Genomic DNA, 24,262 nt, shown 5'->3' with positions numbered 1-24,262 from the left:
CGCTCCCCGGAATCAGTACGCGAGCGCGCGGTCGACGGCGTCGAGCACGCGGTCCAGGTCGGGGAGGAAGGCCTCCTCGACGCGGGACGGCGGGTACGGCGCGTAGTAGCCGCCGACCCGGAGGACGGGTGCCTCCAAGTGGTAGAAGCACTTCTCCGTGAGCCGGGCGGCCAGTTCGGCGCCCATGCCCAGGAAGACCGGTGCCTCGTGCACCACGACGGCGCGGCCGGTGCGCTTGACCGACTCCTCCAGGGTGGTGAAGTCCACCGGGGAGAGCGAGCGCAGGTCGACGACCTCCAGCCGGCGGCCGTCCTCCTCGGCGGCCGCGGCGGCCTCAAGGCAGACCTTGACCATCGGGCCGTACGCGATCAGCGTCGCGTCGGTGCCGGGCCGGACGATCCGGGCGTCGTGCAGGCCCAGGTCGGCGGCGTCGCCGACCTCGCCCTTGTCCCAGTAACGGCGCTTGGGCTCCAGGAAGATGACCGGGTCGTCCGACTCGATCGCCTGCCGCAGCATCCAGTGCGCGTCGTGCGCGCTGGACGGGGTGACCACGCGCAGACCGGCGGTGTGCGCGAAGTACGCCTCGTGCGACTCGCTGTGGTGCTCGACGGCGCCGATGCCGCCCGCGTACGGGATGCGGATGGTGACGGGCATCTTGACGTGGCCGAGGGCGCGGGCGTGCATCTTCGCCAGCTGGGAGACGATCTGGTCGAAGGCCGGGTAGACGAAGCCGTCGAACTGGATCTCCACCACCGGGCGGTAGCCGCGCAGCGCCAGGCCGATCGCGGTGCCGACGATGCCGGACTCGGCCAGTGGGGAGTCGATCACCCGGCCCTCGCCGAAGTCCTTCTGCAGGCCGTCGGTGATCCGGAAGACGCCACCGAGCTTGCCGATGTCCTCGCCCATGAGGAGGGTCTTCGGGTCGTTCTCCAGCGACTTGCGCAGCGCCCCGTTCAGCGCCTTGGCGATGCTCAGCTGACCGGCCATCAGTGGTTCTCCCCCGCCTCGAAGGAGGCCGCGTACTCGACGTACTCGGCCCGTTCCTCATCGACCAACGCGTGCGGCTCGCTGTACACGTGGTCGAAGATCAGCGTCGGGTCCGGGTCCGGCATGCTGCGCACGCCCTCGCGCACCCGCAGCCCCAGCTTCTCGCTCTCGGCGTCGACGGCGGCGAAGAACTCCTCGTCGGCCAGGCCCTCCTTCTCCAGGTGGGCGCGGAGCCGGGAGATCGGGTCCTTGGCCTTCCAGGCCTCGGTCTCCTCGTTGTGCCGGTAGCGGGTGGGGTCGTCGGAGGTGGTGTGGGCGCCCATCCGGTAGGTGAACGCCTCGATCAGCACCGGGCCGTTGCCGCTGCGGGCGTGGTCGAGCGCCCAGCGGGTGACCGCCAGGCAGGCCAGCACGTCGTTGCCGTCGACCCGCACGCCGGGGAAGCCGAAGCCGGAGGCGCGGCGGTACAGCGGGATCTTGGTCTGGGTGGTGGTGGGCTCGGAGATCGCCCACTGGTTGTTCTGGCAGAAGAACACGACCGGCGCGTTGTAGACCGAGGCGAAGGTGAAGGCCTCGTTGACGTCGCCCTGGCTGGAGGCGCCGTCGCCGAAGTACGCGATGACCGCGTCGTCGGCGCCGTCCTTGCTGATGCCCATCGCGTATCCGGTGGCGTGCAGGGTCTGCGCGCCGATCACGATGGTGTACAGGTGGAAGTTCTTCTCGTTCGGGTCCCAGCCGCCGTGGTTCACGCCGCGGAACATGCCGAGCAGGTTCAGCGGGTCGACGTCGCGGCACCAGGCCACGCCGTGCTCGCGGTAGGTCGGGAAGGCGTAGTCGCCGGTGCGCATGGCGCGGCCGGAGCCGACCTGGGCGGCCTCCTGGCCGAGCAGCGAGGCCCACAGGCCCAGCTCGCCCTGGCGCTGCAGCGCGGTGGCCTCGCCGTCGAACCGGCGCACCAGCACCAGGTCGCGGTAGAGGGAGCGCAGCTCCTCCGGAGTGGTGGTGAGGGGGTAGTCCGGGTGCTCGACCCGCTCGCCTTCCGGCGTGAGCAGTTGGACGAGCTCCGGCTGGGCGTCCGTACCCGCGGCGCGGAGGGTGTCAGGGACAGCGGGGGCCGCCTTCTTGCGAGCCCTCGCCGTGCTTTTGACGGTCACGTTCACTCCTCGGTCTGTCCGGCCGCCCGGGGTCGCCGGTGACCGGTCCGGTCACCGCCTCGCGGGGCGCGCGTGGGTGTGCGCACCTACTGCGGGGCAGGTGGTGATCCTGTTCCGACGGCGTCCCTCACGAGAACGTTACCCAGCGTCCGCCCTCGGCGCGCTTGCGCTAGGACGTCCTACTTGTTCAGGGCCTACAACCCCGAGGGTGCCGCGTTCGGGTCGTCGTCGGAAGGGTGGGGGTGACGGACGGCGTGACGCAGCTCTCAATTCGAGCGCCTTCAGGACACCAGCGCACGTTATCCGGGCGGACGCCCGTACGTAAGGGGGTTCCCGGTATCGGTTTGGGCTGGGCCTGGCCGGATCACGTCTTTACGGCGATGCGAGCGATAGGTCTTTCCTACGGTGTTATGGGAGGCTTTGGTCGTGACTGATAACGGACGAATCAGGGTATTCCTGCTCGATGATCACGAGGTCGTCCGGAGGGGCGTGCACGACCTGCTGTCGGTCGAGGACGACATCGACGTGGTCGGCGAGGCCGGTACCGCCGCCGAGGCGCTCACCCGGATCCCGGCGGTCCACCCCGACGTCGCGGTCCTCGACGTCCGGCTGCCGGACGGCAACGGGGTCGAGGTCTGCCGCGAGATCCGCTCCCGGCTGCCGGAGATCAAGTGCCTGATGCTGACCTCGTTCTCGGACGACGAGGCGCTGTTCGACTCGATCATGGCGGGCGCCTCCGGCTACGCCCTGAAGGCGATCCGCGGCACCGACCTGATCACCGCCGTCCGCGACGTCGCGGCCGGTCGCTCGCTGCTCGACCCGGTCGCCACCAGCCGGGTGCTCGCCAGGCTGCGCGACGGCGGCGAGAAGGAGGACGAACGGCTGGCCCAACTCACCAAGCAGGAGCGGCGGATCCTCGATCTGATCGGCGAGGGGATGACCAATCGTCAGATCGGCAACGAGTTGCACCTGGCCGAGAAGACGGTGAAGAACTACGTCTCCAGTCTGCTCGCCAAGATGGGCATGGAGCGACGCACCCAAGCGGCCGCCTACGTGGCGCGGCACCAGGCCGACCACCAGTACTGATCCGAAGACTGCACAGACCTGACGGTTTGTCAAGGGACCCCGCCAGTTGGCCATAACCTCTGGCTGTGACTTTCAGCCAGACCCTCGCCTGCGCCCCGGCCCGCCCCGATCTCTCCGCACCGCCGATGGGGACCCTCAGCCCGCCCGTCCCGCACCACGCGCTCGCCGAGGTCCTGGCCCGCTACCCGGTGGGGCGCCTGCTGACCGCCGAACCGGTCGCCGAAGGCCTGCTGAACCGGGGGTACCGGGTCACCACCGAGGCCGGCCCGTACTTCCTGAAGTGCTACGTCGACACCGCCACCGCCAGCCGTCCGAAGATCCTCGCCCACCACCGCGCGATGGCCGCGCTGAACACCCTCGGACTGCCCGTCGTACCACCGCTGACCTGCGCCGAAAGGTCGAACACGGTGGCCGCCGCGAGCGGCCGGATGTTCGCCCTCTTCCCCTGGGTCGACGGCCGGCACCGGCACGGCACCGAGCTCGACCTCTCGCAGTGCGACGCCCTCGGCGCGCTGCTCGGCCGGCTGCACGGCGCACTCGACGACATCTGCGCCCCCTTCGAACAGCCCGCCGGCTACCGCAGCGCCGACCCCGCCGACAGCGCCGGCCTCGCCCGCGACCTGCGGCGCAGCGCCCGCGAGCACCGCCCGTACGGCGAACTCGACGCGCTCGTCGAGCGACGGCTCACGGAACGGCTGGAACTGCTCGCCGACCACGCCCACCGCCGCCCCGCCCCGCAGGCCGCCCCGCCCACCGGCTGGACCCACGGCGACTTCCACGGCCTCAACCTGCTGTACGGCGAGGGCCCGCAGGACGGCCGGCTCACCGCCGTCCTGGACTGGGACAAGCTCGGCCCGCAGCCGCGCGCCGAGGAGGCCGTCCGCGCCGCCACGCTGCTCTTCAACGACCGGGACTCCGGCGCCCTCGACCTGGTCCGGGTGCGCCACTACTCGCAGGCCTACCGGGCCTCCGGCGCCGCCACCGCCGAGCACCTGGCCGCCGCCGCCCACCGGGTCTGGTGGGAGCGGCTGAACGACTTCTGGATGCTGCAGTGGCGCTACCAGCGGGGCGACCACCGGGCCGACCCGCTCTACCCCGCCTCGGCGGGCCAGTTGGCGTGGTGGTGCCAGGAGTACGAGCAGGTCCTGGACGCCTTCGCCAACTGACCACCGCATCGACGCACCGCGCCGCCGGCCGGTCGCGGGCCCGGCCGGCCGCGGCAGGCCGCCCGCGTCAGGGGACCTGCGGCGTCCCCGTCGGCTTCGGGTCCGGCTTCGGCGGCGGGTTGGTGGGCGTGCCGCCGCCGCTGCCCGAGGTCGGCGACGTCCCGGAGGTCGGCCCGCCGGTCGAGGTCGCCGAGGACGAGGCCGTCGCCGAGTGGCTGGCGCTCGCAGTCGGCGTCGGGGTCGGCGTGTGCTTGCCCGAACTCGCCGACGGCGACATGTTGTTGCCGCTGTTCCCGCTGTTGTTCCCGCTGTTGCCGGTGTCGGTCGGCTGCTGCGGCTTCCGGCTGCCGGAGACGGACGCCGGCGGGGTGGGCAGGCCGCTCTGCGAGGGTGTCGTCGTCTCCGTCGTGCTGACCACCGGGGCGGGCGTCGGGGGTACCACGTGGTCGTTGTTCCCGCCGCCGCCGCTCAACGCGAACCCGATCCCGGCACCGGCCGCGACCAGCACCGCTATCCCGCCGGCCACCCAGGCCCACGGCCCGCGCCGCCGGCCGTGGTCCTCCCCGTCGCCGCCGTCGTCCTCGCCGCCGCCGTACGGTCCGCCGGGCGGCGGGTAGGGCGTGTAGGGGGTGCTCGGGCCGCCCGTCGAGTAGGGCAGCACGGAGGTCTGGTCGCTCGCGCCGACGGCCCCGAAGGCGGCCGTGGCGGCCGCCTGGTCCGGCCGGAGCACCTGGGTGGCCCCGGTGTCGCCCGGGGCGCCGGCCGCGCCGACCCAGCCGGCCCCGCCCGCGCCGTGCATCTCGCGCAGCGCGTGCTGCACGTGGGCGCGGAACTCGTCGGCGTCCTGGAAGCGGTCGTCCGGGTTCTTGGCGAGCGAGCGCAGCACCAGCGGGTCGAGGCCGGCCGGCACCCGGCTGTTGGTCTGCGAGGGCGGCACCGGCATGTCCTGGACGTGCTGGTAGACCACCGAGAGCGGGGTGTCGCCGGTGAACGGCGGGCGCAGCGTGAGCAGTTCGTAGAGCATGCAGCCGGCCGCGTACAGGTCCGAGCGGTGGTCGACCGGCTTGCCGAGCGCCTGCTCGGGCGAGAGGTACTGCGGGGTGCCCATGACCATGCCGGTCTGGGTCATCGTGGTGGCTCCGCCGGTCAGCGCGCGGGCGATGCCGAAGTCCATCACCTTGACCGCGCCGGCGTTCGTGATGATCACGTTGGCGGGCTTGATGTCGCGGTGGACGATGCCGTTGCGGTGGCTGTAGGCGAGCGCCTCCAGCACCCCGGCGATGATGATCAGCGCCTGGTCGACCGGCGGCGCCTCCTCGTCCGCCAGCAGCTCGCGGACGGTCCGGCCCTCGACCAGCTCCATCACGATGTACGGCGTGGACTCGTCCCCGACGTACTCCTCGCCGGTGTCGTACACCGAGACGATCGAGTGGTGGTTGAGGGCCGCGACGGCGTGTGCCTCGCGGGTGAACCGCAGCCGGGCGATGTCGTCCTGGGCCAGCTCGCCGCGCAGCAGCTTGACCGCGACGGTGCGGCCCAGCCGCACGTCCTCGGCCGCGAACACCTCGGCCATGCCGCCGCGGCCGAGCCGGTGGGTCAGCCGGTAGCGGCCGTCCCCGACGGTGCCCAGCGGCGCGGCGGTGCCGCGGCCGGGGGTGTGCGGGCCACCGGCCCCGGTGAACGGCGGCGCACCCGCGTCATCGTCCGGCTGCTGCGTCTGTGCCATCGCTCCTCGCCCCGGGCGTTCGCTCGGATCGCGGTGCCCTGTCGCTTACGTATCCCCGAACGCTACCGCTTCCCGGCGCGACCGTGGCACCCGCGAACCGGCCGGAGGACGTCAGACCAGGCCGTTCCGGTCGGCCGGGAGGTCGAGTACGCGCACGTCGGCGGGGCGCTCGCCGCCGGCGTGACTGAACTTGCCGTTGGTCTTCTTGTCCGCGTTGTTGACCACGATCGCGATGATGATGCCGGCCAGCACGAGCACGCCGATGATGATCCCGACCACGACCACCGCGGTCGAGCAGCCGCCGCCGCTGGGCGCCTTCGGCTGCTGGTACGGCGGCATCGGCTGCGGCATCGGCTGCTGCTGCGGGAAGGGGTGCGGGGTGTGCGGGGCCGGCGGCGGCGTCCGGTAGGCCGGCGGCGGGGTCTGGTACTGCGGCTGCGGCTGCCCGCCCTGCTGGAGGTACTGCGGCTGCGGGGTCGGCGGCGGCGTACGGTACGCGGGCGGCGGGGTCTGGTACTGCGGCTGCGGCTGCCCGCCCTGCTGGGGGTACTGCGGCTGCGGCGTCTGCGGGGCCTGCGGGGCGGCGTGCACCGAGCGCGGGCCCTCGTTGATCACCAGCGGGGTGCTGGCCTGGAGCTTGTGCCCGCTGCCGCCGCCCTTGGCGGCCTCGATCAGCCGCTCCGCCTCGTCCCGCATCGCCGCCGCGCTCTGGAAGCGGTGCGCCGGGTCCTTGCGCAGCGCCTGGGCGACGAAGGCGTCCACCTCGGGGGTGATCGAGCGGTTGACGGTGGAGGGCGCCGGCGGCTCCTCCTGGACGTGCTTGTAGGCGATCGAGAACGCCGAGTCGCCGTCGAAGACGAGCTGCCCGGTGAGCATCTCGAAGAGCATCACGCCGACCGAGTAGAGGTCGGAGCGGGCGTCGACCGGCTTGCCGAGCGCCTGCTCGGGCGAGAGGTACTGCGGGGTGCCGACCACCATGCCGGTCTGCGTCATCGAGGTGACGCCGGATTCCAGCGCCCGGGCGATGCCGAAGTCCATGACCTTGACATTGCCCTTGCGGTCGAACATGACGTTGCCGGGCTTGATGTCGCGGTGCACCAGGCCCATGTCGTGCGAGGCCTCCAGCGCGTTCAGCACGCCGACGGTGACCCGCAGGGCCGCCTCGGTCGGCATCGCGCCGTACTGGCCGATCGCCTCGTTGATCGCCTCGCGCAGGCCCTGGCCGTCGATCAGCTGCATGACGATGTACGGCGTGCTGGAGCCGTCCGGGGCGATGTCCTCGCCGCTGTCGTACACCGTGACGATGTTCGGGTGCTCCAGCCGGGCCACCGCCTGGGCCTCGCGGCGGAACCGCTCCTTGAACGAGTCGTCCCGGCCCAGCTCGCTGTGCATGCTCTTCAGCGCGACCTGCCGGTCCAGCACGCTGTCGTAGGCGAGGTGCACGGAGGCCATGCCGCCCTCGCCCAGCAGCCGCTGCAGCACATAGCGGCCGTTGCCCAGGGAGAAGCCCTCGACCGCCGCGTTGCCGTGCTCGCTCATGGTCCTCTGCTCCCCCTCGGCGCGGCCGTGCTGCCGCCGCCGTGACGTTCGGTCTCGTCCGTGCGTGGTGGGCCCGGCCCGCGGGCCTGGCGGACCCCTGTCGCGGCGGCTCGACCGGCCTGCGACAGGGGTCAGGGTATCGGCTCGCGCCGACGGTGATCGGCCCAGGGCCGATCCTGGCCCCGGGCCGCCGGCACCGGATCGCGGCGGCGCGGCCCGGGGCGGATCGTCGTGGTACGTCCGGTCGGGCGGCCGCCCGTCCCCGCCGCCCGGTGTGGCTACAGGTACGGGCCGGAGCGGATTCCGCGGCCCTGGCCGGGCTCGTCCTCGTCCTGGTCGCCGCCGTGCAGACCGGGCGGCAGCGCCCGCCGCATCTGCTCCAGCTGGGCCCGCGCCGCCATCTGCTGGGCGAACAGCGCGGTCTGGATGCCGTGGAACAGGCCCTCCAGCCAGCCCACCAGCTGGGCCTGGGCGATCCGCAGCTCGGCCTCGGTCGGAATGGTGTCCTCGGTGAACGGCAGCGAGAGCCGCTCCAGTTCGGCGACCAGTTCCGGCGCCAGGCCGAGTTCGAGTTCCTTGATCGAGCTCGCGTGGATGTCCTTCAGCCGCACCCGGCTCGCCTCGTCGAGGGGCGCCGCCCGGACCTCCTCCAGCAGCTGCTTGATCATGCTGCCGATGCGCATGACCTTGGCGGGCTGCTCGACCATCTCGGTCACCGGGAGCTCACGCGGCGCATCGGCCTCGTCGTCCTCTTCACCCATCGGACCGGCGAAGCCCTGGCCCACGGGCAGCCCGTCCGGTCCGACGATCAGCACCTTCTGGCCGTCGTGCGACTGCCCGCCGGCGGCCTGGTACGGCTCCTGCGACGAGCGCTCGTTCATCGGATTCGTCATGAACAACATTCTCTCTCACTGGGGTTGGTCGGGCGGAACCCCCGTTCGTCCCGCCGGCCTGCGCCACCCGTGACGAAGGTACGCCTCCAGGCGCGGCGCGGGAATCCGTACGGGTACTCAGATCCCGCGCCCCGCCGAGCGACCGCCGCCACCGGAACCCGCACGGTCCCTCGCCGGTACGGCCCCACGACCCGCACCGGGCCTCCACTTCTCTGCCGTGCCCGGCCCTGCCGTCCCGGCTCAGCCCTTCCGCAGCCGCAGGCCCACCAGGCCCAGGCCGCAGCCGATCAGCCCCAGGCCGACGCCCAGCGGCAGCTGGGTCGTGGAGGCGTCCTGCCAGCGGGCCGGGAAGACCAGGGGCGCGGTGCCCGCCGCGACGCTGGCCGGTGCACCGGCGACGGCGTCTCCGGGGGCCGCCGGGTCCGGGGCGGACGGGTCGGCATGCGGCCGGTCGGCCTCGACGCTCTGGTCGGCGGCCTGCTCGGGCGCCTGGTCGACGGTCCGGTCGGGAACCTGGTCCGGGGCCTGTTCCACGGCGGCGTCGGGGCGCTCCGGCAGCGAGGCCGGGCGGTGCCGGTGCGCCGGCGGGAAGCCGCCGTCCACGTACGGGCGGGGCACCGGGCGCTGCGGCGGCGCGGCCGCGGGCGGGTGCGCCGCCGTGGAGGCCGCGGCCGTCGGCTCCGCACCCGCCTCGGCACTCGGAGCGACGGACGCTTCCGTCTCCGTCCCGACCGAGGAGGAGGGCGACGGCGACGGGAACCAGGACGACGCGGCCGGGGACGGGACCGCCCACGGGGAGGGCTGGGGCGACACCCCGGCCGAGGGCCCCGGCAGTGCCACCGCCGCCGTGGCGGCGGCCAGCGGGAGCGTGAGTCCCAGCACGGCCGCCGCGATCAGCCGGCGGGCACGGCCCCCGGACGGGAGGCATCGGGTACGACGGCGGTGCGGCGCCGCGGGCAGCGGTCCGAGGAGTGCGTGCGGTGATGCAGCCACGGTCGGAGTCCTTCCGACGGCCGGCCGCGCCCGGGGGCGGGGTCGGCGGCGGGACAGCTCCGGACCAGCCTCGCACGATCCGGCAATCCAGGCATTTCGGACACTCGCCTCACCGGCCGCGACCACGGCCTGTCCGGCCTCAGGCCCGCAGCACGACCTTCCCGACCTGCTCCCCGGCCTCCAGCACCCGGTGTCCCTCGCCCGCGTCCGTCAGCGGCAGCACCCGGTCCACCACCGGCTTCACCACCCCCGACTCGACCAGCGGCCACACGTGCTCCCGCACCGCCGCCACGATCGCCGCCTTCTCGGCGAGCGGCCGCCCGCGCAGATTGGTGGCGATCACCGCGGCGCGCTTGCGCAGCAGCGCGTTGAGGTCGAGCTCGCCCTTCACCCCGCCCTGCAGCCCGATGATCACCAGCCGCCCGTTGACCGCCAGCGCGTCCACGTTCCGCTGCAGGTACTTGGCCCCCATGATGTCCAGGATCACGTCCGCCCCGGCCCCGCCGGTGGCCTCCCCGATCGCCTCGACGAAGTCCTGCTTCCGGTAGTCGATCGCGATGTCCGCGCCCAGCTCGGTGCACCGGGCGAGCTTCTCGGCGCTGCCCGCGGTGACCGCGACCCGCGCCCCGACCGCCTTGGCCAGCTGGATCGCCATGGTCCCGATGCCGCTCGCGCCGCCGTGCAGCAGGACGGTCTCGCCGGGCCGCAGGTGCGCGGTGAGGAAGACGTTGGACCACACCGTGCAGGCGACCTCCGGCAGCGCCGCGGCCTGCTCGACGGACAGCCCCGCGGGCACCGGCAGCAGCTGCCCGGTCGGTACCGCGACCCGCTGCGCGTAGCCGCCGCCGGCCAGCAGGGCGCACACCTCGTCGCCGACCGCCCAGCCGGACACGCCCGGCCCGAGGGCGACGATCCGCCCGGCGCACTCCAGCCCCGGGTACGGCGAGGAGCCGAGCGGCGGGTTGTAGAAGCCCTGCCGCTGGAGCAGGTCGGCACGGTTGACGGCGGTGGCCGCCACCTCGACCAGGACCTCGCCCTCGCCGGGCACCGGATCGGGAACCTCGGCCCAGACCAGGGCCTCGGGGCCGCCGGGTACGGGAATCGTCATCGCATACATGGCTCCGAACCTACTGCCCGTCAGGGCCGTGCGAGGGGCAGGGCCCGCATCAGCCGGTCGACTTGATGACGATCACCCGGTCGGTGAGCTGCAGCACGGCGGCCTCCGGCTCGGCGTAGTTGATCACCCGTCGGCCCCGGACCACCGCGACCACCAGGTCCTCGCACTCGCGCGGACCGTGCCCGGCCTCGGAGCGGGTGACCGGGCGCTCCACCACGTCCAGCCCGGTGCCGTACGTCAGCAGGTTCTCCATCACCGCCCCGGCGTGCGGGCTGAGCATCGACAGCCCGAGCAGCCGCCCGGCCGAACTGGAGCTGGTGACCACGACGTCGGCGCCGCTCTGCCGCAGCAGCGGCGCGTTCTCGTCCTCCCGCACGGCGGCGACCACGGTGGCGCCCTTGTTCAACTGGCGTGCCGTCAGCGTGATCAGGACGGCGGTGTCGTCGCGTTCCGGCGCGACCACCACCCGGGCCGCCGTGGGCAGGGCGGCCCGCATCAGCGTGTCGGTGCGGGTGGCGTCGCCGACCACCCCGACCAGGCCGTGCTGCGCGGCCTGGTCGACCACCTTGCGCTGTGGGTCGACGACGACGATCTCCTCCTTCTTCACCCCCTGGCCGAGCAGGGTGTCGATGGCACTGCGGCCCTTCGTCCCGTACCCGATGACGACGGTGTGCTCGCGCACGGTGGACCTCCAGCGGTTCAACCGCCATTGCAGGCGAGTCCGTTCGGTGAGCACCTCCAGGGTGGTACCGACCAGGATGATCAGGAACACCACGCGCAGCGGGGTGATCAGGAAGATGTTGCCGAGCCGGGCACTGTCGCTGAACGGGGTGATGTCCCCGTACCCGGTGGTGGAGAGCGTCACGGTGGCGTAGTACGCCGCGTCCAGGAAGCTGAGCCCGCCCCCGGCGTTGTCGTTGTAGCCGTCCCGGTCGACGTAGACGATCAGCGTGGTGGCGACCAGGACGGCGAGCGCCAGCAGCAGCCGCGAGCCGACCTGCCGCACCGCGGGCTCGGCCCGGCGGGCCGGCAGCACGATCCCGGCGTCCGCCCACGGCTCGGTCCCCGGCGCCGAGGCACGCCGCAGCCGGCCGCGCTCGCTCACGGCACCTCCAGCAGCTCGACCGTCTCCCCCGGCGCCGCCCCGCCGGGCGGGACCACGGCCAGCGCCTCGGCCCGGGCGAGTCCGCGCAGCATCGCCGGCCCGTCGAAGGCGAGCGGCACGACGCCCGCGGCCGTCCGCCGGACCGGCTGCAGCCGGGTGTCCGACGGGTGCCCGGGCAGCGCCGCCGCGGCGGGCGCGAGAGCGGGGGCGCCGACGGCCCGTCCGCTGCGGGCGTGCAGCAGCGGAAGGGCGAGCGTGACCGTCCCGGCGACGGCGGCGAGCGGGTTGCCCGGCAGGCCGACCAGGTGGCGCCCGCCGGGGAGTTCGGCCAGCAGCATCGGGTGCCCGGGCCGGACCGCGACACCGTCCACCACCAGCCGGGCACCGGCCTCGGCGAGCGCCCGGTGCAGGAAGTCGACCGGCCCGGCGGCCGTTCCGCCGGTGGTGACCACGACGTCCGCGGTGGAGTGCCGCAGCGCGTCCCGGAGCAGCCCGAAGTCGTCGCGGACGTACCGCACTTCGGCCACCTCGGCGCCGGCCGCCTGCAGCCAGGGCGGCAGCAGCGGCCCCAGCGCGTCCCGCACCAGGCCCGGCCCGGGGATCCCGGAGGCCAGCAACTCATCCCCCAGGACGAGCAGTTGGACGACCGGGCGGCGGTGTACCAGCAGCCAGTCGTGGCCGCAGGCGGCGGCCAGGCCGAGCACGGCCGGCCCGACCGGCACGCCGGCCGGCAGCAACTCCTCGCCCCGGCGGCACTCCTGGCCGCGCGGACGGACGTCCTGGCCGGTGGTCAACGGGCACGGTCCGCGGTCGTGCAGCAGCGTGCCGTCCGCCCGCCCGTGCTCGCGGCGCAGCACGGCGGTGGCACCGGGCGGCAGTTGGGCACCGGTGGCGATCTCCACCGCGGTGCCGTCGGCCAGCGGCGCCGGCTCGGCCGGCCCGGCCAGCAGCCGCCCGGTGACCCGCCACGGGCCGGGCCCGGCGACCGCCCAGCCGTCCATCGCGGAGGTGTCGAAGGCGGGCAGGTCGATCAGCGCACCCAGCGGCTCGGCGAGGGTGTGGCCCAGGGCCTCGACCGGCGCCAGCGCGACCGCGGGCAGCGGGCGCAGCCCGGCCCGGCGGGCGGCCTCCCGGGCCCGGGGCCAGCTCAGCACGCCGGGGCCGGTGGTCGGGGCGGCCACGGTGGTCTGCCCGACCGCGCTCACCGCTCGCCCGGCCGCTGCTGCGCGTCCGCAGCGGCCGGACCGCCGGCGCCCCACCTCTCGGCCAGCGCCTCGGTCCGGCGGGCGGCCTCGGCGACGGCCTGGGCGCCGCCGCCCTGCTGGGCGGCCGCGTAGCCGATCAGGAAGGCGGTCAGCGGCGCGGCCGGCCGGGCCACCCCGTGCGCGACCACCCGGGCCGTGTCGAGCAGACCTCGAACGTCCACGTCCAGGTCGATGCCCAGGTCGGCCTTGACCTCGGCGATCCAGTCATCCAGCGTGCGCTCCATGCGCCCATGCTGCCTGATCGGCGGTTACCCGGAGGTGCTCACCCCGTGTGCGGGGCGCGTCGTTTCGCTCACAGACCCGCGGGGGATGCGGTGAGGGTCAGCTCCGGTCGCGCTCCCTGGCCTGCTCCAGGTCCTCCCAGGTGTCGCAGTCGTACGCGACGTTGTCGGTGTCGGCGACCAGCAGCCGGGGCAGCCCGCCGACCAGCCGGCGCAGCGGCTGCCCCGCCGGGTCGCCGAGGGCGGCCAGGGCGGCGCGCAGCGGCGCGGTGCGGTAGGCGGCGGCGAGCGGCTGGTCGCGCCCGCCGGCGTCGACCAGCACGGCGGCGTCCACGGCCGGCCCGGCCTCGTCCAGGGCGGCGGCCAACCGTTCCACCGTCCGCCGGTCCAGGAACGGCAGGTCGGCCGCGAGCAGCAGCACGGTGTCCGCGGTGACCAGGTCGAGCCCGGCGGCGACGGCGGCCACCGGCCCGCCGCCGGGCGGCTGCTCCCTGGTCCAGTGGACGCCGGTGCGCCCGGTCGGCCGGGCCGGTCCGACCACGACGGTGGTGCGGGCGCCCGCGCAGGCGGCGAGCACCCGGTCGAGCAGGGTGGTCTCGCCGACGGTCAGCCCGGGCTTGTCGGCCCCGCCGAGGCGCCGCGCGGCCCCGCCCGCCGGGACGATCACGTCGTACGGCGTCATGCGGCCAGTATCGGCCCTGCCGGGGCGGACCCGGGCCGGTCCCCGACGTCCCTCAGTCGGCCGGGTCGTCCTCGACGATCTCCGCGTCCACGATCTCCGCGTCGTCGGTCTCGTGCTGCACCGCCGCGCGGGCGGTGTTGGCCTCCGCGCCGAGTTCGAGGATGGCCGGCAGGGTCAGCTCCCCGTACCGCTCGTTCATCGCGGTGGCCAGGGCTTCCGGGTCGTCCGGGTGCACGGCCAGCAGCCGGTCGAAGTCCCGGAGGTACTCCTCGGTGAAAGCCAGCACCCGGGCGGCGTCGTCGCCCTGGCCGGGGGCCCGGTGCCCGGCGATCACCCGGTCCACGCCGAGATCGGCGATCCGGCCGAGGTTGTGCCCCCAGGTGGTGCGCTGGGCCGGGGTGGTGTCGGCGGTCCAGACGTGGGTGCCGTTGTAGGCGAAGTCCCCGGCGATCACGGTCCGGATGCTCGGCACGTGGACGACGGTGGAGTTCCCGCAGTCGCCCTGGCCGAGCAGCAGGACGGGGATCACCTGGCGGTCCAGCATGAGCGGCTGCGGCAGCAGCGGGGCGGGGACCAGCGGGTGGTCGGGGATGTCGTCGCCGTACACCGGCTTCCACTGGGCGACCTTGGCGGCGGCGGTGCGCAGGATGCCCTCGACCACCGCCGGGGCGGCCAGCAGCTGCGCGTCGGGGAAGAGCTTCAGCACCTCCTCGGCGCCGAAGTAGTGGTCCGGGTGCTGATGGGTGACCACGATGGCGAGCAGCCGGCGGCCCTTGCCCGCGACCCACTCGGCGAGTTCCCGCCCGGCGCTGCGGGTCAGCTGGGCATCCACCAGGATCGCGGTCCGCTCGCCGAGGATCAGCGTGGAGGTGGCGAAGAAGGCCGACTCGGGCCCGGTGAAGACGGCGACCTCCAGCGGCCGGGCCTGGTGCTCGGCGTCCGGGGGCGCGGCGGGTGAGGCGTCCGCACGCTCCGCACCGGCGCTGTCCTCGGGCGGGGACGACGTCACGGGCTTGCTCCCTCTGCTCGGCGGTCGGATTTCCTGCGCCCTACAGCATGGGAGTACCGGTGCCCGATTCGACGGAAGGCGCGCCCGGCGGGCACGCCTTCCGGCTCACGTCACACCGCGGCCCGACGGCCGGCGGTCAGCGCTTCGCGCCGCGCAGCCGGGCCAGCCGGTCGGCCAGACCCCAGGAGGTCACCCGCCACAGCGCCTCGACCACGATGTTGCGGCTCATCTTGGAGGCGCCCAGCTCGCGCTCGACGAAGGTGATCGGCACCTCGGCGACCTTGAACCCGGCCTTCACGGTGCGCCAGGCGAGGTCGACCTGGAAGCAGTACCCGGCGGAGGCGACCTCGTCCATGCCCAGGCCCAGCAGGGTCTCCTTGCGGAACGCGCGGTAGCCGCCGGTGACGTCCCTGATCGGCACGCCCAGCATCAGCCGGGAGTAGGTCGAGCCGCCGCGGGAGAGCAGCAGCCGCGACTTCGGCCAGTTCACGACCCGGCCGCCGGGTACCCAGCGCGAGCCCAGGACCAGGTCGGCGCCGCGCAGCGCGCCGAGCAGCCGGTCCAGCTCCTCGGGCTGGTGCGAGCCGTCCGCGTCCATCTCGACCAGGACGTCGTAGCCGTTGTCGATGCCCCAGCGGAAGCCCGCGAGGTAGGCCGCGCCCAGGCCTTCCTTGCCCTTGCGGTGCATGACGTGCACGTTCGGGTCCTCGGCGGCCAGCTTGTCGGCCAGCTCGCCGGTGCCGTCGGGGCTGTTGTCGTCGGCGACCAGCACGTGGGCCTCGGGCACCGCGGCGCGGACCCGGCCGATGATCCGCTCGACGTTCTCCGCCTCGTTGTAGGTCGGGATGATCACGAGGACCCTGCCGAGATCAGCAAAACTCTGCTGGTTCACGGTCACGTACAAACCTCTCGGCCGATGGCGGGGAATCTCAGAACACCGTCGCCCGCACTCCGGAACGCGGCTCCACCGGCAGCCCTCCGACGGGGTGACCACGGTGGAGAACTGCGCACAGGGCGGACACTTCTGCGTCCTGGCATTCTACTACCGCGCCCGGGACCCGCCGGTCCGCCCATGGCACTCCCACCGGATGCCCACCGTTTCCCCGTAGGTGACGCCGTTCGGCTAGGGTCGATGCCCTTGCCTGTGCCCGGACCGCCAGCACCGCCGGGCCCGCCCCCGGCGATCCGGCACACCCGCCCCGTCAGCGAAGGAGTAGGACCGCGCGCATGGACAGGCTCCTCAACACCGTCCGCCCGTACGCCTGGGGGTCGCTCACGGCCCTGCCCGAGCTGCTCGGGCAGCAGCCGACCGGTGAACCGCAGGCCGAGCTGTGGATGGGCGCCCACCCGGGCGACCCGTCCCGCGCCGACCGCGGGGACGGCCCGCGCCGACTGGACGACCTGATCGCGGCCGACCCGGAGGGCGAACTGGGCGCGGCCTCGGTGGCCAGGTTCGGCCCGACCCTGCCGTTCCTCTTCAAGGTCCTCGCCGCGGGCATCCCGCTGTCGATCCAGGCCCACCCCACGCTCGACCAGGCCCGCGCCGGCTTCGCCGCCGAGAACGCCCTCGGCATCCCCGTGGACGCCCCCGAGCGCAGCTACCGGGACGCCAACCACAAGCCCGAAATGGTCTGCGCGCTGGGCGAGTTCGAGGGCCTGTGCGGCTTCCGCCGGCCCGCGGAGGCGGCCGCCCTGCTGGCCGGGCTCGCGGTGCCCGGGCTCGACCCGCTGATCGCCCTGCTGGCCGTCGAGGACGAGTCGGAGGCGCTGCGCGGCGCCCTGGCCGCGGCCCTCGCCCTGGACGGGGACACCGTCCGGCACACCGTCGAGGCGCTGGCCGGCGCCCTCCCGGAGAGTGACTACGCCCCGTACGCCCGGATCGCCAAGGACTTCCCGGACGACCGCGGCGTGATCGCCGGCATGCTGCTCAACCACGTCCGGCTGCGGGCCGGCGAGGCGCTCTACCTGGGCGCCGGGGTGCCGCACGCCTACCTGTCCGGCGTCTGCGTCGAGCTGCAGGCCAACTCCGACAACGTGCTGCGGGCCGGCCTCACCCCGAAGCACATAGACCTGCCGGAGCTGCTGAAGGTCGTGGTCTTCGAGGCCGGTGCCCCCGAGCCTATGGCCCCCGTCGGGGTCGAGGACACTCCGGGCGAGGAGCTCTACCCCGTCCCGATCGACGAGTTCCGGCTGTCCCGCTTCGCGCTGGACGGCGTGGAGCGCGAGATCGACGGCCGTACCCCGCAGATCCTGCTCTGCACGGAGGGCGCCGCCCGGCTGACCGCCGCCGACGGCACCGTCCTGGACCTCGCCCGCGGCCAGTCCGCCTTCCTCCCCGCCACCGGCGCCCCGACCCGCCTCTCGGGCAGCGGCACCACGCTCTTCCGCGCCACCGTCACCGTCTGACCGGCGGTCAACCTCCCCTGGTCCGGCCGTAATTCGGTTGACCCCTCCCCCGGTTCGCCGCTGCACTGTGGCGGGCGCCGCGGGTCCGTGGTGCCGTGATCCAGGGGAGGCTGCGGCAGCAATGGAAATCCGTCCCACGACCGACCAGGACCTCGGCGTCTTCGTCGACACCCTGCACACCGCGTTCGGGTTCGTCCCGGAGACCCCGAACGAGGACGGCGGCGGGGTCTGGTGGGCGGCGACCGAGATGGACCGCAGCCTGCTCGCCGTCACTGCGGACGGACGGCCCGTCGGCACCGCCACCTCGCACGCCTTCGAGCTCACCCTGCCCGGCGAGGCCGTCGTCCCGGTCGCCGGGGTGAGCAACGTCGGCGTGCTGCCCTCGCACCGGCGCCAGGGCGCGCTCACCGCGATGAAGCGGCACCAGCTCACCGACCTGCGGGCCCGCGGCGAGTTCCTCTCCGTCCTGCTGGCCTCCGAGGCCACGATCTACGGCAGGTTCGGCTACGGACCGGCGACCTACACCCAGCGGCTGACGGTCCAGCGCCACCGGGCGGCCTTCGACCGGCCCCGGGCGCACGGAGCGGACGACGCCGGGGCGGCCGGCTCGGTCGAGGTACTGAAGCGGGCCGACTGCGGCGAGGTCCTGGAGCAGGTCTACGACCGCTACCGCCGTGCCCAGCCCGGTGCGCTCTCCCGGCCGCACCGCTGGTGGGCCCTGGGCGCGGGCCAGCCGCCGGTCGCCCGGGCCCCGCGCTACATCGCGGTCCACCGGGACCCGGACGGCGCCGCGGACGGCTACGCCTGCTACTCGCGCGACGGCGACACCCTGACGGTGGACGAGATCATCGCCGTCGACGACACGGTCCACACCGCCCTGGCCCGGTTCGCGCTCGGCCACGACCTGGTCACCCAGGTCGTCTTCAAGCACGTCCCGCCCGAGCACCCGCTGCGCTGGCAGCTCGCGGACTTCGGCGCCGGATCCCTGAGCGACCACCGTGACTGGCTCTGGGTGCGGCTGCTGGACGTCCCGCGCGCACTGACCGCGCGCGGCTGGCTCACCGACGGCGAGCTGGTCCTGGACGTCGACGACCCGTTCCTCGCCGAGCACGGCCGCCACCTGCTGACCGTCCGGGACGGCAAGGCCGACTTCGTCCCGACGGACCGGGAGCCCGACCTCTCCCTGGACGTGCGCGACCTGGGCACGATCTACCTCGGCGGCACCGCCCCGAGCACCCTCGTGCGGGCCGGCCACATCCGGGCCCACCGCCCCGACGCGGCCGCCCGCGCCGACGCCCTCTTCCGCGCCGAGCGCCCCCCGCACTGCCTGCACTGGTTCTGACGGCGGCCCGCCCGACCTGCGGAAACGCTGGTCCGGGTCAGTCCCGGGTCATGTCGACGAAGCGCGAGTAGTGGCCCTGGAAGGCCACCGTGATGGTCGCGGTGGGACCGTTACGGTGCTTGGCGACGATCAGGTCGGCCTCGCCCGCCCGCGGGGACTCCTTCTCGTAGGCGTCCTCGCGGTGCAGCAGGATGACCATGTCGGCGTCCTGCTCGATCGAGCCGGACTCGCGCAGGTCGGAGACCATCGGCCGCTTGTCGGTGCGCTGCTCGGGGCCACGGTTCAGCTGGGAGAGCGCGATGACGGGGACTTCCAGCTCCTTGGCCAGCAGCTTGAGGTTTCGGGACATGTCCGAGACCTCCTGCTGGCGGTTCTCGGCCCGGCGGGAGCCGCCGGACTGCATCAGCTGGAGGTAGTCGATGACGATCAGCTTGATGTCGTTGCGCTGCTTGAGCCGGCGGCACTTGGCGCGGATCTCCATCATCGACAGGTTGGGCGAGTCGTCGATGAACAGCGGTGCCTCGCTGACGTCCGGCATCCGGCGGGCGACCCTGGTCCAGTCGTCGTCCGTCATGCTGCCGGAGCGCATGTGGTGCAGCGCCACCCGGGCCTCGGCGGACAGCAGGCGCATGGCGATCTCGTTGCGCCCCATTTCGAGCGAGAAGATCACGCTCGGTAGCTTGTGGTGGATCGAGCAGGCCCGGGCGAAGTCCAGCGCGAGCGTGGACTTGCCCATCGCGGGACGGGCCGCGATGACGATCATCTGGCCGGGGTGCAGCCCGTTGGTGAGCTGGTCGAAGTCGGCGAAGCCGGTCGGCACGCCGGACATCTGGCCGTTGCGGGAGCCGATCGACTCGATCTCGTCGAGGGCGCCCTCCATGATGTCGGCGAGCGGGGCGTAGTCCTCGTTGGTGCGCTGCTCGGTGACCGCGTAGATCTCGGCCTGGGCGGCGTTGACGATCTCGTCCACGTCGCCCTCGGCCGCGTAGCCCATCCCGGCGATCCGGGTGCCGGCCTCGACGAGGCGGCGCAGCACCGCGCGCTCGTGGACGATCTGGGCGTAGTACTCGGCGTTGGCCGCGGTCGGGACGGAGTTGACCAGGGTGTGCAGGTACGGGGCGCCGCCGACCCGCTGCAGTTCGCCGCGCTTGGTCAGCTCGCCGGCCACGGTGATCGGGTCGGCCGGCTCGCCGCGGGCGTAGAGGTCGAGGATCGCGCCGTGGATCAGCTCGTGCGCGGGCCGGTAGTAGTCGGCGGGCTTGAGCACCTCGACCACGTCGGCGATGGCGTCCTTGGAGAGCAGCATGCCGCCGAGGACGGACTGCTCGGCGGCGAGGTCCTGCGGGGGGACGCGCTCGAAGCCGTCCGCGCCGCCCTCGCCGTCGCCCTCGCCACGGCGCTGCCAGCCGCCGTCCCGCTGGCCGCCCTCACGACCGGAGCCGTTGCGGCCGCCCTTGCCGCCCTGGAAGCCGCCCTTCTGGAAGCCGTCGCGGTTGCCGTCGCGGTTGCCGCCCTGGCCGCCCCCCTGACCGCCCTGGCCGCCGCGGCCGCGGGGGACCGGGAGCCGGTCGCCGGGGCCGTCCGGGAAGGGTGCGTCGTCGAAGGCGCCGGCCGGGAAGGGATCCTCGGCGGTCTGCCAGTCCTCCTCCGGCGGCGGGGCGTCGTGGTCGTCGTACTGGGGGCCGGTCACGCGTGTTCCCCGATCAGCGAGTGGTGCGAGTTGGAGCGGGCCTTGCCGGTGGCTGGGTGGAGCGGATCCGCTCCTCTTTGTACGCCACGGCTCCGACAAATCGGACGCCGGGGGCGGTGGGAGTGTCGGGCGGAGAGCCCACGCTAAAGCGCCGGACACCCTTGCGCCAAGGCGGTTATCCACAGGGGGTGTGGATGACCGCCCGCGTCCTGTGGAGAACTGCCGCAAAGCTGTGGACACCCCTGTGGACGTCCCTGTGGATAACCCGACGATCGCCCCACCGTCAACCTGCTGACCTGGGATTACCTCTTCCGAGGCCTGTGCATGAGAAATTCTTCACACGCCTCCGAACGGCTGTGGGCGCAGAGCGGACGAACGACACCGCTCAGGATTTCGAGTAATGGGCTCAGCCCTCTTACATCCATTACCTGTGGATGAGTAGCCTGGACCCCATGACCGCCCCGTCCCCGACCCCCGTCCCCGCCGGACGCCGCCACGACCGGGAGATCCTCGCCCTGGCCGTCCCGGCCTTCGGCGCCCTGGTCGCCGAGCCGCTCTTCCTGATGGCCGACTCGGCGATCGTCGGCCACCTCGGCACCCCGCAGCTGGCCGGGGTCGGCGTCGCCTCCGCCGCGCTCACCACCGCGACCGGGGTGTTCGTCTTCCTCGCCTACGCCACCACCGCGGCGGTCGCCCGCCGGATCGGCGCCGGGGACCGCCGGGGCGCCGTGCAGCAGGGCATCGACGGCATCTGGCTCGCGTTCGGCCTGGCCGTCCCGGTGGTGCTGCTGACCGTGCTGGCCGCCCCCGGGGTGGCCGAGGTGCTGGGCGCCTCCCCGACTGCGGCGCCCTACGCCGTGACGTACCTGCGGATCAGCTCGCTGGGGATCCCGGCGATGCTCATGGTGCTGGCTGCCACCGGTGTGCTGCGCGGGCTCCAGGACACCCGGACGCCCCTGCTGGTGGCCGTCGCGGGCTTCGCCGCCAACATCGGCCTGAACGCCGGACTGGTGTACGGCGCCGGGCTCGGGGTGGCCGGCTCCGCCTGGGGCACCGTGATCGCGCAGACCGGGATGGCCGCCGTCTACCTGGTCGTGGTGGTCCGCGGCGCCCGCCGGGAGCGCGCCTCGCTGCGGCCGGACGCGACCGGCATTCGGGCCAGTGCCCGGGCCGGCGGCCCGCTGCTGGTCCGGACGATCAGCCTGCGCGCGGTGCTGATGATCGCCACCGCGGTGGCCGCCCGGCTGGGCGACGACCAGGTGGCTGCGCACCAGATCACCATGACGCTGTTCAGCTTCCTGGCCTTCGCGCTGGACGCCATCGCGATCGCCGGCCAGGCCATCATCGGCCGCTACCTGGGCGCCTCGGACGTCCCGGGGGCCAGGGCCGCCACCCGGCGGATGGTCGAGTGGGGCATCGGCTCCGGAGTGGTGCTCGGCGTGCTGGTGGTGGTCGCCCGCCCGCTGTACGTCCCGCTGTTCACGCCCGATCCGGCCGTGCGCTCGCAGTTGTCCACCGCGCTGCTGCTGCTCGCGCTCAGCCAGCCGGTCGCCGGCCTGGTCTTCGTGCTGGACGGGGTGCTGATGGGCGCCGGGGACGGCCCGTACCTGGCCTGGGCGGCGCTGGCGACCCTGGCGGTGTTCGCCCCGGCGGCCCTCGCGGTGCCGGCCACCGGCGCCGGGCTGGCCGGGCTCTGGTGGGCGATGAACCTGTTCATGCTGGTCCGCGCCGCCTTCCTGGTACGGCGGGCCCGCGGCGGCCGGTGGCTGGTCACCGGAGCCGTGCGCGCGTAGACACTCGTGCCTGCCCCCGGGAACGACCGAGGGCCGGACTCCCGGAGGAGTCCGGCCCTCAGGCCACTGCTACGGAACTCAGGCAGCGACGACCGCGATGTCCAGGTTGGCCTGGACGTCGGAGTGCAGCTTGACCGAGACCTTGTGGGTGCCCACGGTCTTGATCGGCGAGGCGATCGCGACGGCGCGCTTGTCGACCGCCGGGCCGCCGGCGGCCTTGATGGCCTCGACGACGTCGGCCTGGGTCACCGAGCCGAACAGACGGCCGGCCTCACCCGAGCGAACGGCCAGCTTGACCTGGACGCCCTCCAGCTTGCCCTTGACGTCGTTGGCGGCGTCGAGGGTCTGGATCTCGTGGATCTTGCGGGCGCGACGGATGGCGTCGACGTCCTTCTGACCACCCTTGGTCCAGCGGATGGCGTAGCCACGCGGAACCAGGTAGTTGCGGGCGTAGCCGTCCTTGACCTCGACGACCTCGCCGGCGGAGCCGAGACCCGGCACCTCGTGCGTGAGGATGATCTTCATTACTTGGTCACCCTCTCTTAGCGCGCGGTGCTGGTGTAGGGCAGCAGCGCCATCTCACGGCTGTTCTTCACGGCCGTGGCGACGTCACGCTGGTGCTGGGTGCAGTTGCCGGTGACCCGGCGGGCACGGATCTTGCCGCGGTCGGAGATGTACTTCCGCAGCAGGTTCGTGTCCTTGTAGTCAACGTAGTTGACCTTGTCCTTGCAGAAGACGCAAACCTTCTTCTTCGGCTTGCGAGCAGGCGGCTTCGCCATTGTGTGCTCCATTTGGGGTTCACGGCCCGGCGGGCGTCCGGGGACGCCCACGGCCGGGCCGCACGAAATCTGTCAGCTCTTTAGAACGGGGGCTCTTCCGAGTAGCCGCCACCCGACGGCGCGGCACCCCAGCCGCCACCGCCCTGGTTGCCGCCGGACGGGGCGCTGGACGCCCACGGGTCGTCGGAGGGGCCGGACTGGCCGCCGGAGTTTCCACCCCAGCCGCCGCCCTGCTGGCCGCCACCGCCGCTCCAACCGCCCTGGCCGCCACCCTGCTGGCCGCCGAAGCCGCCGCCGGGGCCGCCCTGGCCGCCGGACCGGTTGGCCCGGGTGACCTTGGCGGTCGCCGAGCGCAGGCTCGGGCCGACCTCGTCGACCTCGACCTCGAAGACCGTCCGCTTCTCGCCTTCCTTGGTCTCGTAAGACCGCTGGCGCAGTCGGCCCTGCACGATGACGCGCATGCCGCGCTGCAGCGACTCGGCCACGTTCTCCGCCGGCTGCCGCCAGACGTTGCACGTGAGGAAGAGGCTCTCGCCGTCCTTCCACTCGTTCGTCTGACGGTCGAAGGTGCGGGGGGTGGACGCGATACGGAACTTCGCGACCGCCGCACCCGACGGGGTGAAGCGCAGCTCGGGGTCGTCGACGAGATTGCCGACGAGGGTGATGACGGTCTCGCCTGCCATGGTGGTGATGACCTCTCGGGAAGATGTCCGTTCACCGCTGTTTCACGTGAAACAGCGGACGCGAGCTACCCGAGACCCGAAGGCCTCAGAGGTGGCTCAGTGGGTGTCCGGGCGCAGGACCTTGGTCCGCAGAACCGACTCGCTCAGGCCCATCTGGCGGTCGAGCTCCTTGACGACCTCAGGCGTGGCCTTCAGGTCGATGACCGAGTAGATGCCCTCGGACTGCTTGTTGATCTCGTAAGCCAGACGGCGACGACCCCAGGTGTCGACCTTCTCCACCTTGCCGCCGCCGTTGCGGACGACAGTGAGGAAGTTCTCGATCAGGGGGGAGACAGCGCGCTCCTCGACCGACGGGTCGAGGATCACCATGACCTCGTAGTGACGCATGGGTAACCCACCTCCTTTGGACTCAACGGCCACGGTCTCTCCGTGGCAGGAGGGTTGTGCGTAGCGTCGGCACCGGTGCGGTGACGACTCCGGCCCACCGTAGCGGCCGGGTCGGACAGTCGGGCCCCGCACCACCCGGAAGGGGGTGTCACCCGGAAGAGGGCGCAGGGGGGCACAACTACACCAGTGCAGACGGCACAGCCTACCCGCACCCGGACGGCCGAACAAAACGCATAGGG

21 protein-coding genes and 1 pseudogene are annotated in these 24,262 nt (G+C 73.4%); 5 read left to right on the top strand and 17 right to left on the bottom strand.

The genetic code is table 11. The features are described from left to right. Positions 1-12 precede the first annotated feature (12 nt). Entirely contained in the window at positions 13-987 is a 975-nt protein-coding gene (locus CRP52_RS15685; protein ID WP_373560498.1) for an alpha-ketoacid dehydrogenase subunit beta, read from the bottom strand. Continuing rightward, the gene (gene pdhA, locus CRP52_RS15680) at positions 987-2,141 is read right to left on the bottom strand and encodes a pyruvate dehydrogenase (acetyl-transferring) E1 component subunit alpha (protein WP_373560497.1); all 1,155 of its coding nucleotides are present in this window, start codon (positions 2,139-2,141) and stop codon (positions 987-989) included. Before pdhA ends, CRP52_RS15685 begins: the two co-directional genes overlap by 1 nt. Positions 2,142-2,567: 426 nt before the next feature. On the opposite strand from pdhA, the gene CRP52_RS15675 reads away from it, so the two are divergent. Beyond that, positions 2,568-3,227 (top strand): response regulator, encoded by a 660-nt coding sequence (locus tag CRP52_RS15675; RefSeq protein ID WP_097236963.1) that lies wholly within the window; start codon positions 2,568-2,570, stop codon positions 3,225-3,227. 65 nt (positions 3,228-3,292) lie between these two features. After that, on the top strand, positions 3,293-4,393 hold the full coding sequence (locus CRP52_RS15670; protein ID WP_257032510.1) for a phosphotransferase enzyme family protein: 1,101 nt from the start codon (positions 3,293-3,295) through the stop codon (positions 4,391-4,393). Between the two features lie 67 nt (positions 4,394-4,460). On the opposite strand, the gene CRP52_RS15665 is transcribed toward CRP52_RS15670, so the two are convergent. From CRP52_RS15665 to CRP52_RS15620, 10 genes and pseudogenes are all read right to left on the bottom strand, one after another. Beyond that, entirely contained in the window at positions 4,461-6,119 is a 1,659-nt protein-coding gene (locus CRP52_RS15665) for a protein kinase domain-containing protein (protein ID WP_097236961.1), read from the bottom strand. 111 nt (positions 6,120-6,230) lie between these two features. Further along, the gene (locus CRP52_RS15660) at positions 6,231-7,658 is read right to left on the bottom strand and encodes a protein kinase domain-containing protein (protein WP_097236960.1); all 1,428 of its coding nucleotides are present in this window, start codon (positions 7,656-7,658) and stop codon (positions 6,231-6,233) included. 278 nt (positions 7,659-7,936) lie between these two features. After that, positions 7,937-8,551, bottom strand: coding sequence for a bacterial proteasome activator family protein (locus CRP52_RS15655; RefSeq protein WP_097240113.1), 615 nt, complete (start codon positions 8,549-8,551; stop codon positions 7,937-7,939). Between the two features lie 240 nt (positions 8,552-8,791). Next, on the bottom strand, positions 8,792-9,544 hold the full coding sequence (locus CRP52_RS15650) for a hypothetical protein (RefSeq protein ID WP_143685752.1): 753 nt from the start codon (positions 9,542-9,544) through the stop codon (positions 8,792-8,794). A gap of 139 nt (positions 9,545-9,683) precedes the next feature. Further along, positions 9,684-10,661 (bottom strand): NAD(P)H-quinone oxidoreductase, encoded by a 978-nt coding sequence (locus CRP52_RS15645; protein ID WP_097236958.1) that lies wholly within the window; start codon positions 10,659-10,661, stop codon positions 9,684-9,686. Positions 10,662-10,710: 49 nt separating this feature from the next. Beyond that, positions 10,711-11,748 (bottom strand): potassium channel family protein, encoded by a 1,038-nt coding sequence (locus CRP52_RS15640; protein ID WP_097240112.1) that lies wholly within the window; start codon positions 11,746-11,748, stop codon positions 10,711-10,713. A 14-nt stretch (positions 11,749-11,762) separates the two neighbouring features. Next, entirely contained in the window at positions 11,763-12,971 is a 1,209-nt protein-coding gene (locus tag CRP52_RS15635) for a molybdopterin molybdotransferase MoeA (RefSeq protein ID WP_257032509.1), read from the bottom strand. Next, a pseudogene (locus CRP52_RS15630) lies at positions 12,968-13,934 on the bottom strand (NTP transferase domain-containing protein). Before CRP52_RS15630 ends, CRP52_RS15635 begins: the two are co-directional and overlap by 4 nt. Positions 13,935-13,986: 52 nt before the next feature. After that, entirely contained in the window at positions 13,987-14,943 is a 957-nt protein-coding gene (locus CRP52_RS15625; RefSeq protein ID WP_179852806.1) for an MBL fold metallo-hydrolase, read from the bottom strand. Positions 14,944-15,079: 136 nt separating this feature from the next. Further along, positions 15,080-15,841, bottom strand: a complete 762-nt coding sequence (locus tag CRP52_RS15620; RefSeq protein WP_097240110.1) for a polyprenol monophosphomannose synthase — start codon at positions 15,839-15,841, stop codon at positions 15,080-15,082. A 329-nt stretch (positions 15,842-16,170) separates the two neighbouring features. Here CRP52_RS15620 and manA point away from each other — a divergent pair, with 329 nt between their 5' ends. Both manA and CRP52_RS15610 read left to right on the top strand, forming a co-directional pair. Then, positions 16,171-17,349: a mannose-6-phosphate isomerase, class I gene (gene manA, locus CRP52_RS15615; RefSeq protein WP_097236956.1), complete on the top strand. Its 1,179-nt coding sequence runs from the start codon at positions 16,171-16,173 to the stop codon at positions 17,347-17,349. Positions 17,350-17,470: 121 nt separating this feature from the next. Next, the gene (locus CRP52_RS15610; protein ID WP_097236955.1) at positions 17,471-18,691 is read left to right on the top strand and encodes a GNAT family N-acetyltransferase; all 1,221 of its coding nucleotides are present in this window, start codon (positions 17,471-17,473) and stop codon (positions 18,689-18,691) included. A 37-nt stretch (positions 18,692-18,728) separates the two neighbouring features. On the opposite strand, the gene dnaB is transcribed toward CRP52_RS15610, so the two are convergent. Next, positions 18,729-20,381 carry a replicative DNA helicase gene (gene dnaB / locus CRP52_RS15605; RefSeq protein WP_218893092.1) on the bottom strand — a complete coding sequence of 551 codons (1,653 nt, stop codon included), beginning with the start codon at positions 20,379-20,381 and terminating at the stop codon, positions 18,729-18,731. A 452-nt stretch (positions 20,382-20,833) separates the two neighbouring features. Between dnaB and CRP52_RS15600 the strand changes: the two genes are divergently transcribed. Continuing rightward, positions 20,834-22,174, top strand: a complete 1,341-nt coding sequence (locus tag CRP52_RS15600; protein ID WP_097236954.1) for an MATE family efflux transporter — start codon at positions 20,834-20,836, stop codon at positions 22,172-22,174. Between the two features lie 78 nt (positions 22,175-22,252). Here the strand turns inward: CRP52_RS15600 and rplI are convergent, their stop codons facing one another. The 4 genes from rplI to rpsF all read right to left on the bottom strand — a co-directional run bounded on the left by rplI (position 22,253) and on the right by rpsF (position 24,023). After that, complete coding sequence (gene rplI / locus CRP52_RS15595) at positions 22,253-22,699, bottom strand: 50S ribosomal protein L9 (RefSeq protein WP_097236953.1); 447 nt, start codon at positions 22,697-22,699, stop codon at positions 22,253-22,255. Positions 22,700-22,716: 17 nt separating this feature from the next. Further along, positions 22,717-22,953: a 30S ribosomal protein S18 gene (rpsR, locus tag CRP52_RS15590; protein ID WP_030059640.1), complete on the bottom strand. Its 237-nt coding sequence runs from the start codon at positions 22,951-22,953 to the stop codon at positions 22,717-22,719. 80 nt (positions 22,954-23,033) lie between these two features. Continuing rightward, positions 23,034-23,636, bottom strand: a complete 603-nt coding sequence (locus CRP52_RS15585) for a single-stranded DNA-binding protein (RefSeq protein ID WP_097236952.1) — start codon at positions 23,634-23,636, stop codon at positions 23,034-23,036. Between the two features lie 96 nt (positions 23,637-23,732). Continuing rightward, positions 23,733-24,023 carry a 30S ribosomal protein S6 gene (rpsF, locus tag CRP52_RS15580; protein WP_030233085.1) on the bottom strand — a complete coding sequence of 97 codons (291 nt, stop codon included), beginning with the start codon at positions 24,021-24,023 and terminating at the stop codon, positions 23,733-23,735. Positions 24,024-24,262 lie beyond the last annotated feature (239 nt).

Origin of the sequence: Streptomyces sp. 1331.2, assembly GCF_900199205.1 — a bacterium.
Classification (GTDB): domain Bacteria; phylum Actinomycetota; class Actinomycetes; order Streptomycetales; family Streptomycetaceae; genus Kitasatospora.
This window is presented reverse-complemented; position numbering and strand designations above follow the sequence as displayed.